At 69.4% G+C, this 21,810-nt stretch carries 20 protein-coding genes; 12 read left to right on the top strand and 8 right to left on the bottom strand.

Annotated elements, in window-relative coordinates:
- The first annotated feature begins 6 nt into the window (after positions 1-6).
- Genes GIY23_RS17400 through GIY23_RS17390 form a run of 3 tightly spaced genes read left to right on the top strand, consistent with a single transcriptional unit; the run spans position 7 to position 2,559 of the window.
- Positions 7-627, top strand: a complete 621-nt coding sequence (locus tag GIY23_RS17400; RefSeq protein WP_154077637.1) for a DUF5825 family protein — start codon at positions 7-9, stop codon at positions 625-627.
- 41 nt (positions 628-668) lie between these two features.
- Positions 669-1,907: an MFS transporter gene (locus GIY23_RS17395; protein ID WP_187351924.1), complete on the top strand. Its 1,239-nt coding sequence runs from the start codon at positions 669-671 to the stop codon at positions 1,905-1,907.
- A 10-nt stretch (positions 1,908-1,917) separates the two neighbouring features.
- Positions 1,918-2,559 (top strand): nucleoside/nucleotide kinase family protein, encoded by a 642-nt coding sequence (locus GIY23_RS17390; protein WP_228717355.1) that lies wholly within the window; start codon positions 1,918-1,920, stop codon positions 2,557-2,559.
- Between the two features lie 141 nt (positions 2,560-2,700).
- Here the strand turns inward: GIY23_RS17390 and GIY23_RS17385 are convergent, their stop codons facing one another.
- The gene (locus GIY23_RS17385; protein ID WP_154077635.1) at positions 2,701-2,892 is read right to left on the bottom strand and encodes a hypothetical protein; all 192 of its coding nucleotides are present in this window, start codon (positions 2,890-2,892) and stop codon (positions 2,701-2,703) included.
- Between the two features lie 24 nt (positions 2,893-2,916).
- On the opposite strand from GIY23_RS17385, the gene GIY23_RS17380 reads away from it, so the two are divergent.
- The 3 genes from GIY23_RS17380 to smc all read left to right on the top strand — a co-directional run bounded on the left by GIY23_RS17380 (position 2,917) and on the right by smc (position 7,849).
- Positions 2,917-3,636: a hypothetical protein gene (locus GIY23_RS17380; RefSeq protein ID WP_154077634.1), complete on the top strand. Its 720-nt coding sequence runs from the start codon at positions 2,917-2,919 to the stop codon at positions 3,634-3,636.
- 52 nt (positions 3,637-3,688) lie between these two features.
- Positions 3,689-3,991: an acylphosphatase gene (locus tag GIY23_RS17375; protein WP_187351923.1), complete on the top strand. Its 303-nt coding sequence runs from the start codon at positions 3,689-3,691 to the stop codon at positions 3,989-3,991.
- A 108-nt stretch (positions 3,992-4,099) separates the two neighbouring features.
- Positions 4,100-7,849 (top strand): chromosome segregation protein SMC, encoded by a 3,750-nt coding sequence (gene smc / locus GIY23_RS17370; RefSeq protein WP_154077632.1) that lies wholly within the window; start codon positions 4,100-4,102, stop codon positions 7,847-7,849.
- Positions 7,850-8,025: 176 nt separating this feature from the next.
- Here the strand turns inward: smc and GIY23_RS17365 are convergent, their stop codons facing one another.
- Positions 8,026-8,571 carry a DinB family protein gene (locus GIY23_RS17365; protein ID WP_154077631.1) on the bottom strand — a complete coding sequence of 182 codons (546 nt, stop codon included), beginning with the start codon at positions 8,569-8,571 and terminating at the stop codon, positions 8,026-8,028.
- 52 nt (positions 8,572-8,623) lie between these two features.
- On the bottom strand, positions 8,624-9,457 hold the full coding sequence (locus tag GIY23_RS17360; protein WP_154077630.1) for a class I SAM-dependent methyltransferase: 834 nt from the start codon (positions 9,455-9,457) through the stop codon (positions 8,624-8,626).
- A gap of 171 nt (positions 9,458-9,628) precedes the next feature.
- On the opposite strand from GIY23_RS17360, the gene GIY23_RS17355 reads away from it, so the two are divergent.
- Positions 9,629-10,201 (top strand): helix-turn-helix domain-containing protein, encoded by a 573-nt coding sequence (locus GIY23_RS17355; RefSeq protein WP_154077629.1) that lies wholly within the window; start codon positions 9,629-9,631, stop codon positions 10,199-10,201.
- 6 nt (positions 10,202-10,207) lie between these two features.
- Here the strand turns inward: GIY23_RS17355 and GIY23_RS17350 are convergent, their stop codons facing one another.
- From GIY23_RS17350 to GIY23_RS17340, 3 genes are all read right to left on the bottom strand, one after another.
- The gene (locus GIY23_RS17350; protein ID WP_154077628.1) at positions 10,208-10,528 is read right to left on the bottom strand and encodes a hypothetical protein; all 321 of its coding nucleotides are present in this window, start codon (positions 10,526-10,528) and stop codon (positions 10,208-10,210) included.
- Positions 10,529-10,687: 159 nt separating this feature from the next.
- Positions 10,688-12,199, bottom strand: coding sequence for a sodium:solute symporter (locus GIY23_RS17345; RefSeq protein WP_154077627.1), 1,512 nt, complete (start codon positions 12,197-12,199; stop codon positions 10,688-10,690).
- Positions 12,178-13,422, bottom strand: coding sequence for an anhydro-N-acetylmuramic acid kinase (locus GIY23_RS17340; protein ID WP_228717354.1), 1,245 nt, complete (start codon positions 13,420-13,422; stop codon positions 12,178-12,180). The genes GIY23_RS17345 and GIY23_RS17340 overlap by 22 nt, the downstream gene beginning before the upstream one ends.
- Positions 13,423-13,537: 115 nt before the next feature.
- Here GIY23_RS17340 and ftsY point away from each other — a divergent pair, with 115 nt between their 5' ends.
- Positions 13,538-15,109 (top strand): signal recognition particle-docking protein FtsY, encoded by a 1,572-nt coding sequence (gene ftsY / locus GIY23_RS17335; RefSeq protein WP_154077625.1) that lies wholly within the window; start codon positions 13,538-13,540, stop codon positions 15,107-15,109.
- Positions 15,110-15,226: 117 nt separating this feature from the next.
- Here the strand turns inward: ftsY and GIY23_RS17330 are convergent, their stop codons facing one another.
- A complete protein-coding gene (locus tag GIY23_RS17330; protein WP_154077624.1) occupies positions 15,227-16,300 on the bottom strand; it encodes a YncE family protein in 1,074 nt (357 codons plus the stop codon).
- Positions 16,301-16,598: 298 nt separating this feature from the next.
- Here GIY23_RS17330 and GIY23_RS17325 point away from each other — a divergent pair, with 298 nt between their 5' ends.
- Positions 16,599-17,327, top strand: a complete 729-nt coding sequence (locus GIY23_RS17325) for a D-Ala-D-Ala carboxypeptidase family metallohydrolase (RefSeq protein ID WP_228717353.1) — start codon at positions 16,599-16,601, stop codon at positions 17,325-17,327.
- A 34-nt stretch (positions 17,328-17,361) separates the two neighbouring features.
- Here the strand turns inward: GIY23_RS17325 and GIY23_RS17320 are convergent, their stop codons facing one another.
- Positions 17,362-18,183, bottom strand: coding sequence for a methyltransferase domain-containing protein (locus tag GIY23_RS17320; protein WP_154077623.1), 822 nt, complete (start codon positions 18,181-18,183; stop codon positions 17,362-17,364).
- Between the two features lie 260 nt (positions 18,184-18,443).
- Here GIY23_RS17320 and GIY23_RS17315 point away from each other — a divergent pair, with 260 nt between their 5' ends.
- The 3 genes from GIY23_RS17315 (at position 18,444) to GIY23_RS17305 (ending at position 21,485) form a co-directional block, all read left to right on the top strand.
- Positions 18,444-19,649 (top strand): CynX/NimT family MFS transporter, encoded by a 1,206-nt coding sequence (locus GIY23_RS17315; protein WP_228717352.1) that lies wholly within the window; start codon positions 18,444-18,446, stop codon positions 19,647-19,649.
- Positions 19,650-19,818: 169 nt separating this feature from the next.
- Entirely contained in the window at positions 19,819-21,150 is a 1,332-nt protein-coding gene (locus tag GIY23_RS17310; RefSeq protein ID WP_154077622.1) for an ammonium transporter, read from the top strand.
- On the top strand, positions 21,147-21,485 hold the full coding sequence (locus tag GIY23_RS17305) for a P-II family nitrogen regulator (RefSeq protein ID WP_154077621.1): 339 nt from the start codon (positions 21,147-21,149) through the stop codon (positions 21,483-21,485). The genes GIY23_RS17310 and GIY23_RS17305 overlap by 4 nt, the downstream gene beginning before the upstream one ends.
- The last annotated feature ends 325 nt before the right edge of the window (positions 21,486-21,810 follow it).

The following is a 21,810-nucleotide window of genomic DNA, read 5'->3' as shown; positions in this document are numbered from 1 at the left end:
GCGCCCATGACTTCGAAGAGCACGATGCCGCCGGAGTGCTCCCGCACGGGAGAAGTACGGCTGACGAGCACACCTGCGAATCCTGTCCCCACGGCGCGCTCGCTGTGCGCGGCGGGAACCACCCGCGTCACCCTCGTCGAACCCGTCGCGATCGCTGCCGACGGGGACGATCTGCGCAGGCTGGACCTCGTACGGGAACTGACGGCGTGGGCCGTGGAGTGCGACTGGACCCTGCGGGTCAACGATCAGCGGGTCGACGAACTGCCCGACTGGCGTGCGTTCGCCCACCTGTACCCGCCGCGGTGGGTCGATGGGGACTGCGCCGATCGGGTGGATCTCGCGGAATGGTGCAACCGGTGGTACCCGGGACGGTGTCTCATGCGCCACGGTCCGGGACTCGTGGAAGTGCGTGACCGTCGACGCGACGTGCTCGACCGGTACGTCGTGGACGACGCCGCGTACGTGGAGGCTCTGCGTGAGCTGGGCGCAGGAAGGCCCCCGGCTTCCGTCGCCCCGTGGGTCGCGGAATCACTCCAGGAAGCCGGACTGCTCGTGGCGCTCGGCGAGCGACTGTGGTGGGCCCCGGTTCGAGTACGACGATGGCCGGTCCCCGCGATGGTGGTGTGAGCGCGCGACCGAACCACTCGCACCTCGGAACGGAGCACCGCATGACCCTGGCCCCGCAGGAGCAGGCCCACCATGTCGGGGTGCGCACCCGATCGTTCCGGGGCCTGCTCGTGAGCTGGGCGCTCACGTCGATGGGCGACGGGGTGCGGACGGCCGCTCTGCCGCTGTACGCGGCGGTGAGCACTCGCGACCCGCTGGCCGTCTCGGCGGTCGCCGTCGCCGAGGTGCTGCCGTGGCTGCTGGTGGCGCTTCCCGCCGGTGCGCTGGTGGACCGGTGTGAACCGAAGTGGACGGTGCTGTGGGCGCACGTGTTCCGGTTCGTTCTCACACTCGTGCTCGCGGCGAGCATCGTCACGGGCACCGACGTGCTGTGGGTCCTGGTCGCGAGCGCCTTCCTGCTGACCTGCGCCGAGACGTTCGCGGACTCGGCGTCGCAGTCCATGCTCGTCTCCTACGCCGGGTCCGACGATCTGGAACGGGCGAACGGTCGATTCGTCGGGGTGGAGACCACCGGCATCCAGATCGCCGGGCCGCTCGCGGCGGCAGCCCTGTTCGCGTGGGAGCCCGCGGCTTGCTTCGCGACGATCTCGCTGGCCTTCATCCTCGCCGCGCTACGTGTCTGCGTGCTGCCACGGGTGCGCGACTCCGGCGGCAAGACGGGCGCAGCCGACGGCGGGCAGTCCCGTACGACGCTGCGGTCGGAGGTGCTCTCGGGGCTCCGGTTCCTGCTCGGTGAACCGGCGTTACGCACCGTGGTGGGCGTCGTCGGGATGACGGCGCTGCTCATCAGCGCGGTCAATGCCATCGCGGTGCTGTATGCGATCGAAGTCCTCGAGCTACCCGCCGCGGCTGTGCCGACGCTGCTCGTGTGCACCGCCGTCGGCACCATCCTGGCCGCGCAGGTCGTGCCCTGGTGCGCGGAGCGCGCCGCGACGGGGCACGTCATGATCGGTTGTCTGAGCCTGCTGGCACTCGGGATCGCGCTGTTCGGGCTCGCGCCGGTGCCCGTCGTCGCGTGGATCGCGTACTTCGTCATGGGAGTCGGCGCCGGCGGATGGAACGTGCTGTCCGCGACGAAACGCCAGCGTCTCACCCCGGCGCCGATGATGGGCCGGGTCACCAGCGCACACCGGGTCCTCGCGTGGGGGCTCATGCCGCTCGGCGCCGCCGTCGCCGGACCGCTGGCGACATTCACCTCGCTGGGTACGGTATTGCTCACGGCGGCGGCGCTGGTGGGTGTCGTCGTCGCGTTCTCCGCACGGAGGCTCACCGCGTTGTAGGGAGCGAGATTTGTCCACTGTGGACTGCGACGACGATCTCTCGGAACTCGTGCGCCGGGCGGAGACACTCGTCGAGCGCGGTGCACGACGACTCCTCGGCATCACGGGAGCCCCGGGAGCGGGCAAGGGGACCGTCGCGGCCGACGTGCTCGACGCACTCGGATCTCGGGCGGTCGTCGTGCCGATGGACGGCTTCCACCTCGCGGAGGCCGAACTCCACAGGCTCGGGCGGCGCGACTGCAAGGGCGCTCCGGACACCTTCGACTCGGCCGGATATCTCGCGCTGCTCCGGCGGCTGCGGCATCCGGAGGGAGAGGTCGTCTACGCGCCGGAGTTTCACCGCGACATCGAGGAATCCTTCGCCGGAGCCATCGCAGTGCCGCCGGACGTGCCGCTGGTGATCACCGAGGGGAACTACCTGCTGCTCGACTCGGGGCCGTGGGCCCGGGTGCGGGAAGTGCTGGACGAGACGTGGTTCCTGCTGCCCGACGACGCAGCGCGAGTGCAGCGGCTCGTCGACAGGCACGTCCGCCACGGCAAGACCCCGGAAGACGCGCGCGCGTGGGTCGCCCGCAGCGACGAGCGCAACGCCACCCTCATCGCCCCGACCCGCACTCACGCCACCGTCCTGGTCCACGGCGACCCAATCTGACCGGGCGGGTGGCAAATTCGCGCGAATTTGCCACCTCGCTATCCACAGGGTGGGGGAGTTGTCCCCACCCGGGCGGGTGGAATGTGGGTGGGGACGCCCGGGGACTCGGTGTCGAGTTCGTCGGGGTCGGCCGGATGGTGGTCAGCGGCGGAGTTCGGTGCGGACGTCGTCGGGGATGCAGCCGGTGTGGTCGATCGGCGTCCACGGCTCGCTACGCACCCACTGCGAGCCGCAACCACGGCAGGCCAGCAGCGGGAGCCCGTCGAGTTCCGTGCGAGTGCGGTGCCAGGAGCACAGCGACCGGCACGCGTGCACCGCGAGCTGCGTGCTCATTCGTTGCCGGATTCCTGGCGTTGTGTGCTCTCGCCTGACTCGGGCTCGTCGTCGGTGGTCGTCGGCGAGGACGAGGTCGTTCCGCTCTGGGACGACGAGGTGGTCGGGCTGGTCGTGCTGGACGGTGGCGGCTCCGACGTCGGCGGCGAGGTCGTCGGCTCCGGTGGAGGCGTCGAGGTCGTCGGCGGCGCCGAGGTGGGCGGGCCCGGAGGCGGCGCCGGTGGTGGAAGCGGGTCGTTCGGGGTCGACCCCGGCGGCTCCGGGGTGGTGTTCACAGGCTCATCGGTCGTCGACGTGGGGCCGTTCGTCGTGGAACCGGACTCGCCGCTGGACGGCGACGGCGGTGCAGGAGGCGGCGGCGACCCGGGCGGCCGAGGAAGCATGCTGCTGGAGGAGGTGGTCGGCGCCGTGGTGGCGGCAGGCGGTCGGGGGTTCGCCGATGAGTCCGTCTGCTGGCTCGCGAGTGCGACGGTGGCCGCGGTGGCGAAACCGGTGGCGACGGCGAGACCTGAGGCGGCCAGCGCTGCCACCCGCTTGCCGATCCCTTCCTGGCCGTGCATCGGATCCATCGGACTCCCACTCGTTCGACCGGAGCGATTCGTCACGGCACGTGTGCCACCGGGCGTCTCCGGGCCGGGCAAGTCGCCCGAAACCGTCGGACACGGTAGCGGTGACAGCGGTACGGCCGGGACTCCGGGCGTCGGACCGTGCCGCGGTCGTGACTTCCCCGCGAACCCGTCGTGATCATGTCGACCGGACGCCGAGGACCTGACCGGCGAAGATCGCCACGAGACCGATGCGGCACCATACAGGGGTGAGTGATTCGGAACCGATCCGGTTGACCGCCTGGGTGCACGGTCGCGTGCAGGGCGTCGGTTTCCGGTGGTGGACACGGGCCCGCGCCCTCGAGCTCGGCCTCGTCGGCAGCGCCACCAACCTCCCCGCGAGCCGGGTCGAGGTCGTCGCAGAAGGGTCTCGTGTGAACTGCGAAAAGCTGCTTGCGGCGTTGCGTTCGGAGCGCGCGCCGGGAGCGGTCGAGTACGTCGCCGAACGATGGTCGGAGGCCAAGGGTGGTCTGGACGGCTTCGTCGAGAGGTAGTCGTGATCGACACCCGGACACCGGTTCTGCGAGGTCGTGGCCGCCCGCACGGGTAGGCTCCCCGGGATCGGGCGTGACTCGTCGTTCGCGGGAAGGTCGTCGGTAGCCGTGCATTTGAAGAGCCTGACCCTCAAGGGTTTCAAGTCCTTCGCCTCGGCCACGACGCTGCGCTTCGAACCCGGCATCACCTGCGTGGTCGGCCCCAACGGCTCGGGCAAGTCGAACGTCCTCGACGCGCTGACCTGGGTGATGGGGGAGCAGGGCGCGAAGGCGCTGCGCGGCGGCAAGATGGAGGACGTCATCTTCGCGGGCACCTCCGGCCGTGCCCCGCTCGGTCGTGCCGAGGTGACGTTGACCATCGACAACGCCGACGGCGCGCTGCCCATCGACTACACCGAGGTCTCGATCACCCGGCGGATGTTCCGCGACGGCGCTTCCGAGTACGAGATCAACGGCAACTCGTGTCGTCTGATGGACGTGCAGGAACTCCTCTCCGATTCCGGTATCGGACGCGAGATGCACGTCATCGTCGGTCAGGGCCAGCTCGCCTCGATCCTGCAGGCCAAGCCGGACGAGCACCGCAGGCTCATCGAAGAGGCCGCAGGCGTGCTCAAACACCGCAAGCGCAAGGAAAAGGCGCTGCGCAAGCTCGACGCGATGCAGGCGAACCTGACCCGGCTCACGGACCTCACCAGCGAGTTGCGCCGCCAACTCAAGCCACTGGGCAAGCAGGCCGAGATCGCGCGCAAGGCGCAGACGGTGCAGTCGGAGCTGCGGGACGCGCGGCTTCGGCTCGTCGCCGACGACCTGGTCAGTGCCCGGGCCGAGCTGGCCAAGGACGAAGCCGACCAGGAAGCCGCCCGGCATCGCCGCACCGAGGTCGAACGCGCGCTCCAGTTCGCGCAGAACGAGGAGAAGACGCTCGAGGAACAGGTCGCGGCCGACGCGCCGAGGCTCACCAAGGCGCAGGACACCTGGTATCGCCTCTCGGCGTTGGAGGAGCGGCTGCGGGGCACGCACCGCCTCGCCGGCGAGCGGCTCCGGCATCTCACCGAGCAGACCGAGCAGCAGCGCAGTGGCCGGGATCCGGAGGAGTTCGAGCGTGAGGCGGAAGAGGTCGCCGCCCGCGAGGAGTACCTGCAGGAGGAAGTCGAGCACGCTCGCGAGGCACTGGCCGAGGTGGTGGAGAGCCGTGCCGAGCTGGAACGACAGCACCAGGAGGCCGAGCGCGAGCACATGGCGGCCGTGCGCGCGATCGCGGACCGCAGGGAGGGCGTTGCCAGGCTGTCCGGCCAGGTCGAGTCGACCCGGAGCAAGGCCGGCGCGACCGGGGACGAGATCGAGCGGCTGTCGAACGCGCTGACCGAGGCGACCGAGCGAGCGGAGACCGCGCAGTCCGCCTTCGCCGACGCGCACGCCGAGTCCGGAGGCGCGGAGTCCGACGGTGCGGACCTCGAACAGCGCAAGGTCACCGCCGAGCAGGAGCGCGACGCCGCGCGTGCGCGGGTGGAGGAGCTCGTCAAGGACGAACGAGCCACCGAGCAGGAGATCGCGTCGTGGCGGGCTCGGGTCGAAGCGCTGTCGATGGGCCTGCGGCGCAAGGACGGCGCGGGCGCGCTGATGGCGGCGGGTGGCCGCGTTCCCGGCCTGCTCGGTTCGGTCGCCGCGCTGCTGACCGTCGAGCAAGGAGCGGAGGTCGCGCTCGCCGCCGCGTTGGGGGCGGTCGCCGACGCGGTCGCGGTGGACAGCGTCGACGACGCGGTGACCGCGCTCGAGGTGCTCCGCTCCGACGAGGCGGGATCCTCCGGGGTCCTCGTCGGTGGCGCACAGGCGGCGGACCGGTCACAGTGGCCCGCGCTGGACGGTGGGGCTCGCTGGGCCGTCGATCTCGTCCAGGCACCGGATGCGCTCCGGCCCGCGGTGACGCAGGCGTTGGACAAGCTGGCCGTGGTCGACGACCTCTCGGCCGCGAAAGCACTGGTCGCGCGGCATCCGCAGGTGCGGGCGGTCACGACGAACGGGGACGTGCTCGGCGCGACGTGGGCGGTCGGCGGTTCCGGGGACAACCAGAGCACCCTCGAGGTGCAGGCGGCCGTCGACGAGGCCGAACAGGAACTCGCCGCGGCGCAACGGCGATTGGAACAGCACTCGGCCGCGCTCGAAGGCGCCCGCGCCGAGGAACAGACCAGCCGGGACTCCGTGCGGGACGCGCAGGAACAGATCAACGAGGCGAACGTGCGGAACGCACGTAGTTCCGAACGTCTCGCCAGCCTCGAACGCGACGCGACCTCGGCGACGGCCGAGGTGCAGCGGTTGCGGGAGCAGCGGGAGAAGGTCGAAGCCTCCCGGGAACTCGCGCTCGAACAGCTCGCCGAGCTGGAGGAGCGGCTCGCGGCCGTCGAGAACGAGCAGGCCGAGCAGGCCGAGCCGGACACCGACGTCCGGGACCGGGTCGGGCAGGAACTCGGCACCGTACGCCAGCAGGAAATGGACTCCCGGCTCGCGGTGCGCACCGCGGAGGAGCAGGCGCGGTCGGTGCAGGGCAAGGCCGACCAGCTTCGTCGGCAAGCTCGTCAGGAACGGGAGGCCCGAGCGCGCGCCGAGGCCCAGGTGCGGGCGCGCGAGCGCGGCGCGCGGGTCGCGAAAGCCGTCGTCGCCGGGTGCGAGACCGCGCTGGAACGGATCGCGATGTCGCTGACCGCCGCGACGCGCGAACGCGACGAGGCCCATGCGCTGCAGAACGAGCACGAGCAGAAGCTCGGCACGGTGCGGACCCGGGTGCGGGAACTGTCCGGGGAGCTCGAGAAACTCACCGACGCCGTGCACCGCGACGAGGTCGTGCGAGCGGAGCAGCGGCTGCGGATCGAACAGATCGAGGCGAAGGCCATCGAGGACTTCGGCGTCGGCCTCGACGATCTCGTCGACGAGTACGGGCCGACGGTCGCGGTGCCCGCGAGCCAGGCCGAGATCGCCGAGTACGAGGCGGCGAAGGAACGCGGCGAGGACGTCTCCGAACCGCCGTCGGTGCCGTTCGACCGCGCCACGCAGGAGCGCCGCGCGCAACGCGCCGAGAAGGACCTCAACGCGCTCGGCAAGGTCAACCCGCTGGCGTTGGAGGAGTTCGCGGCGCTGGAGGAGCGCTACAAGTTCCTGTCCACCCAGCTCGAGGACATCAAGGACACCCGCCGCGACCTGCTCGGCGTGGTCAAGGAAGTCGACGAGAAGATCCTGGAGGTCTTCGGCGCCGCGTTCGAGGACGTCGCCGCCGAGTTCAAGAAGGTCTTCTCGGTGCTCTTCCCCGGTGGGGAGGGCAAGCTGGTGCTCACGGATCCGGACGACATGCTCACCACCGGCGTCGAGGTCGAGGCGCGGCCACCGGGCAAGAAGGTCAAGCGACTCTCACTGCTCTCCGGCGGGGAGAAGTCGCTGACGGCGGTGGCGATGCTGGTGGCGATCTTCCGCGCTCGCCCGTCGCCGTTCTACGTCCTCGACGAGGTCGAGGCGGCGCTCGACGACACGAACCTGCGCCGCCTGATCAGTTTGCTGGACGAGCTGCGCAGCACCTCGCAACTGCTCATCATCACGCACCAGAAGCCGACGATGGAGATCGCCGACGCCCTGTACGGAGTGAGCATGCAGGGCGACGGCATCACGACGGTCATCTCGCAGCGACTCAGCGGCGCCGACGGCGGCCCGAAGCAACCCGCCCCGATCGGCCCGGACGAGCCCCTCGCAGGCGAAGTCGTCGCGTCGGGCGACGAGGCACCGGAAGTCGAAGGCGGCTCGGCCGGCGGGGAACCGGACGGTGACCCTGCATCGGAGCAAGGAGTGGTGTCCGGGGAATCCGGCACGTCCTGAGTTGGGACCACCGCGCCTGCCGCTTAGGTGAGAGGGCGCGCGGATCGAATCTGTGGTCAGGCACGTTGCGCCCACCGTTTTCTCGCCGCGTACGCAAGCCGGCCACGCGCGGTTCCGCCACAGGACCACCAAAGCAGACCAACCCGTGCACCCTCTTACTTATCGGGCGCAGCCCGTCAGTGGCCGGTGGCGCCGTCGATCGACTCACGCAGAAGGTCGGCATGGCCGTCGTGGCGCGCGTACTCGGTGAGAACGGTGACGACGACGCGACGCAAGGACACGGCCTCGCCGGTGGTCCGGAGGCGCCCGGTGTCGTCGAATGCGGCACCCGCGACGATCTCTCGGGAGCGGGCACATTCCCGGTGCCACACGGCGAACGCCTCATCGACGTTGCCGTCGAGCTGCTCGAAATCCTGCTCGGGGTCCTCGTCGGAGTAGTACAGCAGTGGCACGTCCGCACCGGCGTACTGGATGCGGAACCACCACCGTTCCACCCCGGCGAGGTGACGCAGCAGACCGTGCAGGCTCAGACCCGAGGCTGCCACGCTGCGGCGGGAGAGCTGTTCGGGTGTGAGACCGGCGCATTTGAGCTCGAACGTGGCGCGGTGCCAGTCGAGCGACGCGGTGAGGATCTCCCGCTCGTCCCCGACGCGGGGCAGCGGTGCTCGGGTGTCGGCGGCCCACGCGGCAGCGAAGTGGGCGGGCGTGGTTCGGTCGCTCATCCGCACAGCATGGTCTTGCCCCCCGACAGTCGCCTCACATTGCACAGGAGGCTCACTGCTGCGGTCGGCGTGCGTAGTGCACGGTCTTTGCGGTGCGGAAGAACAGATCTTCCCGTTGGTCGACGCCGTCCGGATCGGCTGGGTCGAGCAACCGATCCAGCGTCGCCAGGTCCGTGGCGTCCACATCTTCGGCGAGAGCACTGCGGTAGCGCTGCATCCAGTGTCGAACGCATCGTCGAGGTGCCTCATCCAGCGGCGCGGGAAGGTCCACGAGGAATGTCCTGCTGCGTGCATCGACCAGTCCGGCTCGCCTCAGCATGCTCGGCCAGTCCTCGACCGTGGACGCGGATCCGGGCAACTCCGCGCGCATCGCGGTGAACCGCTCGTTCATTGCGTCGTCCAGCCTGAAGTGCAGCCCGGGCCGCCCGAATCCCAGATCGCGCGGCAGCCAGCGGGACGGCAGTCCGCCCTCGGTCAGGGCAAGCACTCCACCGGGTGCGAGCAGGGTGCTGAGCTGTTCGAGCGCCGTTTGCTGGTCGCCTACGTGGTGCATGGTGTTCGCCGACCAGATCAGGTCCGCGGTCTCCAGCCGGCCCAGATCTGCCGGAAACTCGGCCACTGTCGTGCGCAGGTGCTGGCCCAGGTGCTTCGCGCGATCCTCAGCGCGAGCGAGCAACTCCGGTGCGCCGTCCACGGCGACGACCTCCGCGCGTGGGTACGTCTCGGCCAGCTGGCAGGCCGCGACGCCTGGTCCGCTGCCGATGTCGAGGACCCGACGCGGCCGCAGGTCGCTCAGCTCGTCGATGGCCTGTCGCACGTACGGACGGTGGACCTCCCCCTCGTCCTCGAGTAGGTCGGCCATCGCAGCCCAGTCGATGTCGTTCATCCGATTCCTCCGGCACGTCCTCGATCAGGTTCAGATCACCGCGAGTGCGGCTCAGTCGGGAAGCTTCGGTTGCCGTGACCTGCGTTCTGCGGTCCACGGCGATCCCGGGATCCATCCTGAGCGGCGTCTCTTGAATTTGACAAACCTGTTTGCCACTTCTGCAATAACCTCATGGATGAGGTGCTGGCCGACGTCGGCCCCCGGCTCAAAGCCATCCGGCAAGCCCGCTCGTGCACGCTCGCGGCGCTGTCGGAGATCACCGGAATCTCGATGAGTACGCTGTCACGGCTGGAATCGGGGCTGCGCAAACCGAGCCTGGAACTGCTGCTGCCGATCGCGCACGCGCACCAGGTGCCGCTGGACGAACTCGTCGGCGCGCCCCCGGTCGGGGATCCACGAGTGCGGCTGAAACCGGTCAAACACGGCGACCTCATGGTCGTACCGTTGACCCAACAGCCCGGCGGTTTGCAGGCGTTCAAGATGGTGATCGGTACCGACCGCAGCACTCCCGACCCGTGCACGCACGAGGGCTACGAGTGGATGTACGTACTGAGCGGAACCCTGCGGCTCGTCCTCGCCGAACACGACGTGCTACTCAAGACCGGGGAGGTCGCCGAGTTCGACACCCGGCAGTCGCATTGGTTCGGTAGCACCGGCCAGGCGCCGGTGGAGATCCTCAGCCTGTTCGGGCCGCAAGGCGAACGCATGCACGTTCGCGCGAAGCCTCGCAGCGCGAGTTCGTGATCCTCGTCAGGCGCCCGTGCCCAACGCGAAACCGATACCGAAGGCGACGAGCGCGGCGACGGATGCGGTACCGGTGACGAACAGCCAACTGGGCACGGCTGGTCCCGTCAGTGCGGGTTCGTGTTCCCCGGCTGGCAGGATGCGTTGCGGTGAGGCGCGGTTCCACAGCTTCGGACGGTCCATGTCAGCGCGGCACATGTCGCATTCGGCCACGTGCGTGCGCACGAGCACCCATTCCACGTCGTCCAGCCGGCCTTGCTGGTAGGCGTCCAACTTGTGCTGGATCTCGACGTGCTCGTTCGCTCTGTCGCTGTCTTTCGTGCGCATGGCACACCCCCGGCCTCACGGGTCCACTCGACCCTGCTCGGACAGTGTGGACCCGGTCGAACCCGCAACCGAACTTACGCCACCCGGTCGGATGTGGACAACTCTCTCCCCTGTGGACAGCGGGGTGGCAAATTCGCGCGAATTTGCCACCCCGGGCGGTCAGGCGGCGTCGGCGCGGTCGGGTTCGGGTTCCTCGGGTGCGGTGCGCGGGTGCCGTAGCGACAGCAATCCGCCGACGACGAGCGTGACGATCACGCCGATCGGCGTGTACCAGGGGAATGCCATCGCGGTCTCGCCTCCCTCGCCGTCCGGGAAGGTCAGCCCGAACACCACGTACAGCACGACCAACAGGGTCACCACGAACGAGATCAGCGCGTCCAGTTGGCGTGCTCGCGGGATCAGCAGACCGAGCAGGAACGCACCGAGCAACGACCCGTAGGTGTAGCTCGCGATGCTCAGCCCCACCTCCACGACGGGATTCTCGGTGCTGGTGAACATCGAGGCGAACCCGACGAACACCACGGCCCACACCACGGTCCAGAGCTTGCCCTGCCGCAGGATCGAGGCGTCGTCCGGCTCGTGCTTGGTGATCCGCCGGTACAGGTCGCTGACCGTGGACGTCGCCAGCGAGTTCAGCGAGGACGACAACGTGCTCATGGCCGCCGCGATGATGCCCGCGATGAGCAGCCCTGCCAGCCCGACGGGCATCTCGGTGACGATGAACCGCGGGAACAGCTCGTCGTCACTGCTCATGCCCATCGACTCGGGGTCGGCGCCCTGGAAGAACGACCACAACAGCGTGCCGACGAACAGGAACAGTGCGAACTGGAAGAAGACGACGACGCCGCTGCCGATCAGTGCCTTGCGGCTGTCCTGCAACGTCTTGCAGGCGAGGAGACGCTGCACCATGAGCTGGTCGGCGCCGTGGGAGGCCATCGCGAACACGGCACCACCGATGACCGCGGTGAAGAACGCGTACTGCTCGGTCACCAACGACGAGGTGAAGTCGAAGAGCTGGAACTTGCCCTCGTCCACGGCGGAGGAGAACCAGTCCGCCGGGACCCTGCCGAGCAGGATGATCGCCGCGATGATCGCGCCACCGACGTAGACGGCCATCTGGATGGCGTCCACCCAGACCACGGCCCGGATGCCGCCGAGGTAGGTGTAGATCACCGTGATGATCGACAGCGCCAGGATGATCTGCCAGTAGGAGACGTTCATCCCCGCCGAGTCCAGCAGCACCTTCACCGGGATCGCGGTCGCGAACAACCGGAGTCCGTCCGCCAGCAGGCGGGTGATCAGGAACGTTACCGACGCGGTGCCCTGCAGCCCGCTCCCGAATCGCTGTCCGAGGTACTCGTAGGCGCTGACCATGTTGCCCTGGTAGTACCGGGGCAGGAGCACGAACGCGACGATGATCCGGCCGATGAGGTAGCCGATCGCCAGCTGCAGGTACGTGAAGGTGCCGAGGTAGGCCACGGTCGGCACGCTGATCACCGTCAGCGTCGACGTCTCGGTGGCCACGACGGAGAAGCACACCGCCCACCAGGGCAGTCTCCTGCCGCCGATGAAGTAGTCCTGCGACGAGGTCTGCTTCCCACTGAGCAGGAGCCCCACCAGCGGCATCGCCACCAGATAGAGGCCGATGACTACGAGGTCGACTGGGTGCATGGCGCCTCCTGGTGGTCGCGGTCCGCGGTCGAGTCGTGGGGGTGGACGCGCAAGCGGCGGACCGGGTGCGCGGCGGGTTCGGGAAGTGCGAGTGGTCGGCCACCGGGCACGATCGTGCCGAGCGTGCGCGGGCCCGTGGCGCCGGTGCTCGAGGGAACGTTGCCGGGAAGGCCCACCCAGGTCAAGAAGCCGATCAGGGCGGTCAGGTGCGCTTCCTTGGAGGACGCGGGCAGCCCCAGCGAGTCGCTGGTGCTCACTGCGACGCCCTGTGGGTCCAGGTGGCGGCGCAGCGCGGCCATCAGCGTCGGATTGGCGCCTCCGCCCCCGGAAACGAGAACGTCGTGCGGGCGGTGGCCCAGACACGCATCGGCGATCGTGACGGCCGTGAACTCGGTGAGCGTGGCGAGCAGGTCCGCGTCGTCGACGGCGAGTCCGGCAAGCGCCCGGTCCAGCAGGGCCGCGTTGAAATGCTCCTTGCCGGTGGACTTCGGAGGGGGCGCGGTGAAGTAGTCGTCGTCGAGCAGCGCGTCGAGGATCTCGGCCCGGACCGACCCGCGCGCGGCGAGCGCTCCGTCGACGTCGTGGGTCGCAGCGCCGCCCGTGACGCGGGTCGCGGCGAGGTCGAGCAGCGCGTTGCCGGGCCCGGTGTCGTAGGCGAGTGGCCGCCCGCTGCCGACCACGGTGATGTTGGCGATCCCGCCGATGTTGAGCGCGATGCGCGTGCGTTCGGGCCCGGCACCGTCGGCGAGCCACAGTGTGTCGATCACCGCGGCGAGCGGGGCACCATGCCCTCCTGCGGCGACGTCGCGGGCGCGGAGGTCGGCGATCACGGGCAGGTTCGTGGCCTCGGCGATCCACGCCGGTTGCCCGATCTGCAGCGTCCCGCGTGCCTGCCCGTTCTCGACCCAGTGGTACAGCGTCTGTCCGAGGGAGGCGACGACGTCGGCGCGCCCTGCCGCGAGCGTGTCGATCGCGTGCCTGGCCGCCGCGGCGAACTCCTGGCCGATCTCCGTGTCGAGCACGCACAGGTCGTGAGCGGTGAGCTCGGCGGGCGGTAGTGCCGAGAGGAGACGGGTGCGCAGTCCGGGCGGAAAGGCGAGCTCGTCGTGACCGAGCGGACGCAGGTGCACGGTGTCGCCGTCCAGCCACAGGTCTCCTACGGCCACGTCGATTCCGTCCATCGACGTCCCGGACAGCAGTCCCACGATCCGCCACGCGCCCACGACTTGTGGTGTATGCGACACGGCCGGGGGATGCAAGCATTTCGCCCGCATTGTTGGTGAATTGTCCACCCGGGTCGCCGCAGGTTCACGCCTGCGCGGGTGCGAGGATGGCCGGGTGAGCTCCTCGAACGTGATTCTCATCGTTGCCGTCGTCGTCGCGGTGCTGCTCGTGGCGGCCGTGGCGGCGGGCGTCGCGCTCAACCGGCGTCGCAAGATCAGCCTGGAGAAGCCGGACGAGGCGGAGGGCGAGAAGAAGCCGGGCGGGTATCAGGCCGGTGGCGGATTCAGCCTCTCCAGTGGTGGTGCCGCGACCGCCGCGCCACCGGAGCACCCCGTCGAGGAACGCACCGATACGGAGGGGCAACCGGCGGTCGGCGACGACGCCTCGGTGCCGCGCGACACCGAGCGGCGCGGCATCGTCGACGTCTCGCTGCCGGATGGCGACCAGAGCACCGGCACCGCCACCGCGGAGCCACCCGCCCCGGAACAGGACACTCCGGTCGACACGGCACCACCTGCCCAGGGGTCGACCGAGACGCAAGCTCCTGCCGAGCCGGAGCAGGCGACCGGAACCGAGGCGCCGGTGGAAGCTGCGCCCGAGACCCCAGTCGAGGCCGAGCCCCCCGTCGAGGGCGCTGCCTCCGCCGCGACTGCCCCTGCCGAGCCGACGGTCCCGGAACAGGCCGCGCCGCCGGAGCAAGCCGCACCGCCGGTTCCGGAAGCACCCGTCGCCGAGCCGGTCGAGGAGATCGAACCGACCTCGGGACGGCTCGAACGCCTGCGCGGTCGCCTGTCCCGTTCCCGGTCCAGCCTCGGGCAGGGTCTGCTCGGCCTGCTCGGCGCGGGCGACCTCGACGAGGACTCGTGGGAAGAGATCGAGGACACACTGCTCATGGCCGACCTGGGCGCGGCGACGACCACCGAAGTCGTCGAGCGACTGCGCTCGGAGATCGCTTCGCGCGGTGTCCGGACCTCCGACGAGGTCCGGGGGCTGCTGCGGGAGGTCCTGGTCGACCAGCTGGCCACCGAGTCAGAGCGGTCCGTTCGGGCGTTGCCGCACGGCGACCCCGCGAACGGCGGCAAGCCCGCGGTCGTGCTCGTCGTCGGCGTGAACGGCACCGGTAAGACCACCACGACCGGCAAGCTCGCCCGCGTCCTGGTCGCCGACGGCCGCACGGTGCTGCTTGGTGCCGCCGACACGTTCCGCGCGGCGGCCGTCGAACAGCTCGGCACGTGGGGCGAGCGAGTCGGAGCCGAGGTGGTGCGCGGGGAAGAGGCCGCCGACCCGGCCAGCGTCGCGTTCGAGGCCGTCAAGCGCGGTTCGGACACCGGTGTGGACGCCGTCCTCGTCGACACCGCGGGACGGTTGCACACCAAGACCGGCCTGATGGACGAACTCGGCAAGGTCAAACGCGTGGTCGAGAAGCAGGCCCAGGTCGACGAGGTGCTGCTGGTGCTCGACGCGACCACCGGGCAGAACGGTCTCACCCAGGCGCGGGTGTTCTCCGACGTCGTCGACGTGACCGGCATCGTGCTCACCAAACTCGACGGCACCGCCAAGGGCGGCATCGTCTTCCAGGTGCAGCGCGAACTCGGGGTGCCGGTGAAGCTGGTCGGCCTCGGTGAGGGTGCAGACCACCTCGCGCCGTTCGAACCGGAAGCCTTCGTCGACGCCCTCCTCGGCTGAGGACTGGGATGTCTTTCAGAAGGCCTGCTCGGTTGGTCGGGTAGCGGAACCTCACCTGCCCGCGCGCGGGCGTGAGTCTTTTTGGTGGCTATGACCACCAAAAAGACTCACGCGCTGTCAGTTGCCGAAGGCTGTGGGCGGCACGATCTGAAGCTCGGACTGGGCGTACCCGGCGACGTAGACGGTTCCGGTGTTCGGGTCGAGATCCATCGACACCGGTTCCTGCACCGTCGGCACCGTCGCACGTTCGGTCAGGCTTCCGTCCTGCCCGACGTCGAGCTGTGCGACCTTGTTGGTGTTGGACAGCGCCGCGTAGACGGTTCCGGTCTCCGCGTCGGCTTCGATCCAGAAGGCTCGTCCCGGAACCGAGATGCGGTCGAGCTCGCGAGGCTCACCGGTGATGTCGTAGGTCAGCACGGCGTTGCCGCGAACGTCGCAGACGGCCACCTTCCCGTCGCCGACCGGCACGACGTGACTCGGCCCTTCCCCCGCGGGCAGCGAGGTGACGAGTTCGCCGCTGGCCGCGTCGTAGACGAACAGGGTGTTGGTCACGACGTCGACGACCGCCACGCGCCCGTCCGTGGCCGTGAGCCCGCCCGGCTGCACCGGTTCGGTGAAGCGGGCGACCGTCTCGCCACCACGCAGTGCGCGCACCGCGTGCCCGAACTCCTCGGTGACGAACGTGGTGTCACCGACCTGGACGGCCTGGTGCGGGCCCCGGCCGGCAGGCGCCTCCTGCTCGATCTCGAGGGAAGGTACGTCGATCGCGTACAGCGTGTCGAGGGTCTCTGCGGGATACAGCAGCGGTCCACCGGGCGCGACGAGGTCGATCATCCGGGCCGCGCCGGGAGTCGGCGTCACGCGGACCTCGTCGCCGGCGATGTCGTAGGCGGCCAGGCGCGCCGGCTCGCGCAGCGCCGTGAAGACCTGCTGGGAAGCGGGGTCGTAGGCGACACCCCATGGTTGTCCGCCTTCGGGCAAGGGCACCACGCGGCCCGCGGGGTCCTCCGCCGGCGGAGGTGCGTCGCCCGGCTCGGCCGGAGGCGTCGTGGGCCTGTCCTGGGGAGCGCGTTCGTCCGCGGTCTCACCCGCGCCCTCGGGTGGTGCGGGCGCTTCGCCCTGTTCGGGCGGCGAGCACGCGACAACCGCCAGGGTCGCGGCGGCGACCAGCGGGATCGCCTTCATCTGCATTCCCCACACGATACGTCGAACACCTCTCAATTCGGACAGGTCAACTGGCTGCGTCGCTGGGGGACAGCGACCGGTTCGTCCTCGGTGCAGCGGCAGCGACAGCGGCGCGGCGAACTGCGGAACCGTCCCGCGCCTTCTGCGACTCAAGGGAGATTCGCGGCTGCGGGCACCCGTGGTTTGGTCCGATCGGGTGGATTCGAACACGAGAGTGGAAAGTTCTCGACACGAGATCATGACTGTCAGTGGATCTTCGACATGATGTTCCCGTTTGTCGTGGCTCGACGCGAAGGGGATGATCATGTCCGCGAGGATGACCAGACGGTCCGCTCTACTGACGCTTTCGTTGGCCGCTGCCGCCGGGCCTGCCCTGGTGGCAGCTCCGGTCTCCGCAGCACCGCGCCGGAGGCGGCTCACCTCCGGCGCCCGTGGCGCCGACGTGGCCGAAGTGCAGGTCCGAGTGGCGGGCTGGGCCGCCGACTCGGCCGAGCAGACCTTTCTCGCCGTCGACGGCGAGTTCGGCGCGAACACCGAGGCCGCAGTGACCCGATTCCAGGAGGCGTACAGCCTCTCGCCGACCGGTGAGGTCGACGGCCCGACGCAGGACGCGCTCGACGCACTGACGGCGTCGGACGGCTCGACCGCGCACTTCGGGTTCGACGAGTTCCACTCCAAGGACGGTGCCGAGTTCGGCGAGGGCAACGTCGGCACCTCCGAGGTGAAGGAGAACGTACGCCGGCTCATGTACAAGCTCGAGGCGATCCGCACGAAGTCGGGCGACGCGCCGGTGACGATCAACTCGGGTTTCCGCAGTCTCTCGCACAACGAGAACGTCGGCGGTGTGCCGAACAGCCAACATACCTACGGCATCGCGGCCGACATCGTCGTCGGTGGTCACAGCGTCGACGACGTGATCGGGCGCGCACAGACCTCGGGGCTCTCCGGGATCATCCGCTACGAGACGTTCACCCACGTCGACAGCCGGATGGAGTACCCCTACGGCGCGAACTACTGGCACTGGGACGTGTGAGCGTCGCGGCGGCCGGGGCCGCGAGCCCGGACGGTCATTCGGGCTTGCGGCCCCACGCCTGGATGAGCGTGTTGTAAAGGGTGAAGGTGGTCGGCTGGTCGAGGTGCGCCTCCAGTTCGTGCAGGCAGCGGTCGAATTCCTGCTCGGTGAGGTCGCTGAGTCGCAGGATGCGTTCCCGGAACTCACGCACGAAGTGCGGCAGGGTCTTCTGGTACGGGTCGCCGGGCCGCCACACGTTCACGTGAGCGTCGAGCCCGACGTCGACCAGTCCGGCCTCGCGCAGCAGGCCCGGCAGCTTGCGCCCCACGTAGGCGTCGAGACCCGCCGCGTACCAGGCGGTGAGCAACGCGGCCGACAGCCTGCCCCACGACGGATGCGGCGGATGGCAGGTCCACGAAATGCAGTCGATGTCCTCGAGCGCGACGTACCCGCCCGGCTTCGCGAGGCGCGTCATCGAGGACACGACGTCTCGCGGATACGGCAGGTTGGTGATGAGGAACCGTTCGTGAACCACGTCGAAGGACTCCGCGTCCAAGTCGTCGTCGAGCAGGTCGTCGCACACGAGCTCGACGCCGGTGATGCTCCGTTCGGCGAGCGTGGTCCGTGCCATGTCCAGCATTCGGGGTTCCGAATCGAGACCCACGACGCGACCCGAGCTGCCGACGAGCTCGGTGAGCAGGTCGAGGACTCCGAGCGGGCCGCACCCCACGTCGACGGCGTGTGAACCCGGCCGGAGACCGATGTGCTCGGCGAGGCTCGCCGCTTCACCCCGGTAGATGTCGTGCTGCACGATGAGACGGGCTCGCTCGGCGTCGCTGGCCCCGAGTGCGTACCCACGGGAGGAAGCGCTCGTCATGCTGCCCAGACTGAGACAGCGTTTCCGATTCGTCCACACGAATCCTTCGGTGCCGGGTCGGCGCTGCGGGCGGCTCGTCGATCAGGTGCTCGTGCTGCGTCCTCAGGCGGTCTCGGCGCGCATTGCAGTCTGGCCATGGTGCGGCATCCGCTCGGCGGGAGCGGGGTTTTCGTGGTACGCGACTACGGCGGCAGCCTGCTGAGGAACGGTCGAGTTCTTCGATCATCGGATGACCGGTCCAGGCGAGAGGGGAGTGGCAGGTGCGCGCGCAGCTCGAGACGCAGGTACCGCGACGGCTGATCGGCTCCGTGGTGCTGCTGGCGCTGGTGGCGCTGACGTTGCGACCGCCGATCACCGCGATCGCTCCCGTGCTCGACCGGATCCAGGCCGACCTCGGCCTGTCCACGACGCTCGCGGGCTTGTTGACCACGTTGCCGGTGATCTGTCTCGGTGTCTTCGCCTTCGTCGCGCCGGGTCTGCGCCAGCGGTGGGGCGACGAGCGGGTGCTGCTCGGTTGCCTGGTCGTCCTGTTCGTCGGAAACGCCGCGCGCGCGTTCGGGGGTGCCGGTGCGCTCTTCGGCGGCACCGTCGTCGTCGGAGCCGGGATCGCGGTCGCCAACGTCGCCTTGCCCGGCCTGATCAAACGGGATTTCCCGCAGCACGTGCCAGCGATGACCGCGCTCTACACGATGTGCCTCACACTGGGGGGCGCGGTCGCCGCGAGCGCCGTGGTGCCGCTGGCGGTCGGGCTCGGGTCCTGGCAGTTCTCGATCGGGCTGATCGCGATCCCGGTGCTGGTCGCGCTGGCGGTGGCGCTGGTCGTCGTCCGCCGCGTCTCGGCAGGTCCACCGGCCCCGGTGGCCGCACACGGCCTGTGGCGTAACCCGCTCGCGTGGCAGGTCACCGTGTTCATGGGCATGCAGTCGCTCATGGCTTACGTGGTGTTCGGGTGGTTGCCGGTGATACTGCAAGGCCGAGGGTTCAGTCCCGAGACCGCCGGGTTCATGCTCGGCATCCAAGCCGCGATCCAGGCGGCCGGATCGCTGACCGTCCCGTTGCTGTGCCGTCGATCGCGCGACCAGCGGGGAATCGCGGTGGGCCTGACTCTGCTCGTCGCGGCGGGGTTCACCGGCATCGTGCTCGGTACGGCACCGGGCGTGGTGTGGGTGGCGACCGTGGTGCTGGGGGTCGCGCAGGGAGCCTCGTTCGGGCTCGCGTTGACGCTGTTCGGGTTGCGCTCCCCCGACAGCGACACGACTGCGGCGTTGTCCGGTACCGCCCAGGGAGCCGGATACCTGCTCGCGGCGGTGGGGCCCTTCGCGGTCGGTGTCACCCACGAACTGGCGGGGAACTGGACGGTCCCACTGGTGTTCGTGCTCGGGTGTTGTGCCGCCATGGGGGTCGCAGGGCTCATGGCTGGCCGCGCGCTGCACGTGCCGTCCGTCCACGCCGCGACAAGGGCGTGAGTCTTCTTGGTTGCCAGAGCCACCAAAAAGGCTCACGCTGCGACGGCGCGCAACACGTTCGTCACATCGGCGGCGTCGACTTCACAGCCGGGAAATGGACGAATCGACGATCGGAAACACCGCTTTCCCACGATGCCACCCAACTCGGTATCGCTACACGGGAGGCGACATGAATTCAGGCGACACTGCTTGGGTGCTCGTGAGCGCGGCTCTGGTCATGCTGATGACCCCGGGCCTGGCGTTCTTCTACGGCGGCATGGTCCGGTCGCGCGGCGTGCTCAACATGCTCATGATGAGCCTCGGCAGCATGGGCGTGGTGGGCGTGTTGTGGGTGCTGATCGGATACTCGACCGCGTTCGGGAGTGATGTGGGGCTCGGGTTGCTCGGCTCGCCGACGGAGTTCTTCGGGCTTTCCCCGCTGCTGAGCGGTGAGCAGCTCTCCGACACCGTTCCGACGATGGCTTTCGCCGCTTTTCAGGCGATGTTCGCGATCCTCACGGTGTCGCTCATCTCCGGGGCCGTCGCCGACCGGGCTCGTTTCGGGCCGTGGTTGCTCTTCGCCGGGCTGTGGGCCGTCGTGGTGTACTTCCCGGTCGCTCACTGGGTCTTCGCGTTCGACGAGACCGACAACGCGGGCGCCGTGCTCGCGCAGGGTGGCTGGATCGCCAACCGGCTGGCAGCGGTCGACTTCGCCGGGGGCACCGCGGTGCACATCAACGCCGGGGCAGCGGCGCTCGCCTTGGTGCTGGTGCTCGGCAAACGGGCCGACTGGCCGCAGGAGACCGGCAAGCCGCACAATCTGCCGTTGGTGGTGCTCGGCGCTGGGCTGTTGTGGTTCGGCTGGTTCGGATTCAACGCGGGTTCGGCGCTCGCCGCCGACACGACGGCGGCCGTGGTGCTGATGAACACCCTGGTCGCGACAGGGGCCTCGATGCTCGGTTGGCTCGTGGTGGAGCGCATCCGGGACGGTCACGCCACCACGCTCGGCGCGGCTTCGGGCATCGTCGCCGGTCTCGTGGCGATCACTCCGGCGTGCTCGTCGGTGACTCCGATCGGGGCGATCGCGATCGGTGCCGTCACCGGCCCGCTGTGTGCGTTGGCGATCAGCCTCAAGTACCGCTTCGGCTACGACGACTCGCTCGACGTCGTGGGTGTGCACCTCGTCGGTGGTCTTGCCGGCACCGTGCTCGTCGGACTTTTCGCGTCGTCCGCGGCTCCGGAGGAGGTCGACGGCCTGTTCTACGGCGGTGGAGTCGACCAGCTGTGGCGACAAGTCGTCGGGGCGATCGCAGTGTTCGTTTATTCGTTCGTGCTGAGCCTGCTTCTCGCGTGGCTGGTACGCGCCACGACCGGATTCCGCATCAGGCCAGACGACGAGAAAGAAGGCGTCGACGAGACCCAACACGCGGAAACCGCATACCACTTCGGCGACGGTCGTGGTTCGGCCTCGGCGTTCCGTGCCCCCGATGTGGCTCGTGCCTTGGAAAGGACTCACTCGTGAAACTCGTGACCGCGATCGTTGCGCCGTCGACCTTGGGCGACGTGAAGGCTGCACTCGAACGCCTGGGCGTGCTCGGCATGACCGTCAGCGACGCGCAGGGCTACGGCCGCCAGAAAGGACACACGGAGGTGTACCGGGGTGCGCAGCACCCGGTTGACCTCATCGACAAGCTGCGAGTCGAGGTACTGACCGACGAAGCCACTGTGGACACCGTCGTCGACGGCGTGGTCGCCGCGGCTCGGAGCGAACGGGCCGGGAGCGGCAAGGTGTGGGTGACTCCGGTCGAGGCCGTCGTGCGCGTTCGCACCGGAGAAACCGGCGACGCTGCACTCTGACCGACCTCGCGAACGTGGGCGGTGCTTCGACCGGGCGCCGCCCACGTTCGTGTGTGCAGGACCTCCGACAAGGTCACACGGATGGAGCAGGGGTGGGCCCGCAGCGGGAATGGGTAACACTACGCAGGCCGATTCAGGGGGCTTCACGGTCTTGTCCGACGCTCGTGAGAGGCAGACTCCGTCGTGACGCGTTGGAGAGGGGAGCCCGGGCAGGGGCCCGTCCGTACTGGGGGTCGGACGGGGGAGGGTCCGGGAACGTCACGAACGCGTCGCGCATGTCCCGGCCGGGGTGACTCCCAAGGGGGGTGAGCCACCCCGGCCGGAG

The sequence above is a fragment of the Allosaccharopolyspora coralli genome, assembly GCF_009664835.1.
Lineage (GTDB): Bacteria > Actinomycetota > Actinomycetes > Mycobacteriales > Pseudonocardiaceae > Allosaccharopolyspora > Allosaccharopolyspora coralli.
Note: the sequence above shows the minus strand (reverse complement) of the source record. Positions and strands in the feature narration are given on the sequence as shown.

What these genes read in the sequence shown, in the direction of transcription:
- GIY23_RS17375 (WP_187351923.1), top strand. Translation starts at nt 3,689, where the DNA reads ATGCGGCACCATACAGGGGTGAGTGATTCGGAACCGATCCGGTTGACC.
- GIY23_RS17355 (WP_154077629.1), top strand. Translation starts at nt 9,629, where the DNA reads ATGGATGAGGTGCTGGCCGACGTCGGCCCCCGGCTCAAAGCCATCCGG.
- GIY23_RS17330 (WP_154077624.1), bottom strand. Translation starts at nt 16,300, where the DNA reads ATGCAGATGAAGGCGATCCCGCTGGTCGCCGCCGCGACCCTGGCGGTT.
- GIY23_RS17400 (WP_154077637.1), top strand. Translation starts at nt 7, where the DNA reads ATGACTTCGAAGAGCACGATGCCGCCGGAGTGCTCCCGCACGGGAGAA.
- GIY23_RS17365 (WP_154077631.1), bottom strand. Translation starts at nt 8,571, where the DNA reads ATGAGCGACCGAACCACGCCCGCCCACTTCGCTGCCGCGTGGGCCGCC.
- GIY23_RS17325 (WP_228717353.1), top strand. Translation starts at nt 16,599, where the DNA reads ATGTCCGCGAGGATGACCAGACGGTCCGCTCTACTGACGCTTTCGTTG.
- GIY23_RS17360 (WP_154077630.1), bottom strand. Translation starts at nt 9,457, where the DNA reads ATGAACGACATCGACTGGGCTGCGATGGCCGACCTACTCGAGGACGAG.
- GIY23_RS17395 (WP_187351924.1), top strand. Translation starts at nt 669, where the DNA reads ATGACCCTGGCCCCGCAGGAGCAGGCCCACCATGTCGGGGTGCGCACC.
- GIY23_RS17320 (WP_154077623.1), bottom strand. Translation starts at nt 18,183, where the DNA reads ATGACGAGCGCTTCCTCCCGTGGGTACGCACTCGGGGCCAGCGACGCC.
- GIY23_RS17385 (WP_154077635.1), bottom strand. Translation starts at nt 2,892, where the DNA reads ATGAGCACGCAGCTCGCGGTGCACGCGTGCCGGTCGCTGTGCTCCTGG.
- GIY23_RS17345 (WP_154077627.1), bottom strand. Translation starts at nt 12,199, where the DNA reads ATGCACCCAGTCGACCTCGTAGTCATCGGCCTCTATCTGGTGGCGATG.
- GIY23_RS17310 (WP_154077622.1), top strand. Translation starts at nt 19,819, where the DNA reads ATGAATTCAGGCGACACTGCTTGGGTGCTCGTGAGCGCGGCTCTGGTC.
- GIY23_RS17350 (WP_154077628.1), bottom strand. Translation starts at nt 10,528, where the DNA reads ATGCGCACGAAAGACAGCGACAGAGCGAACGAGCACGTCGAGATCCAG.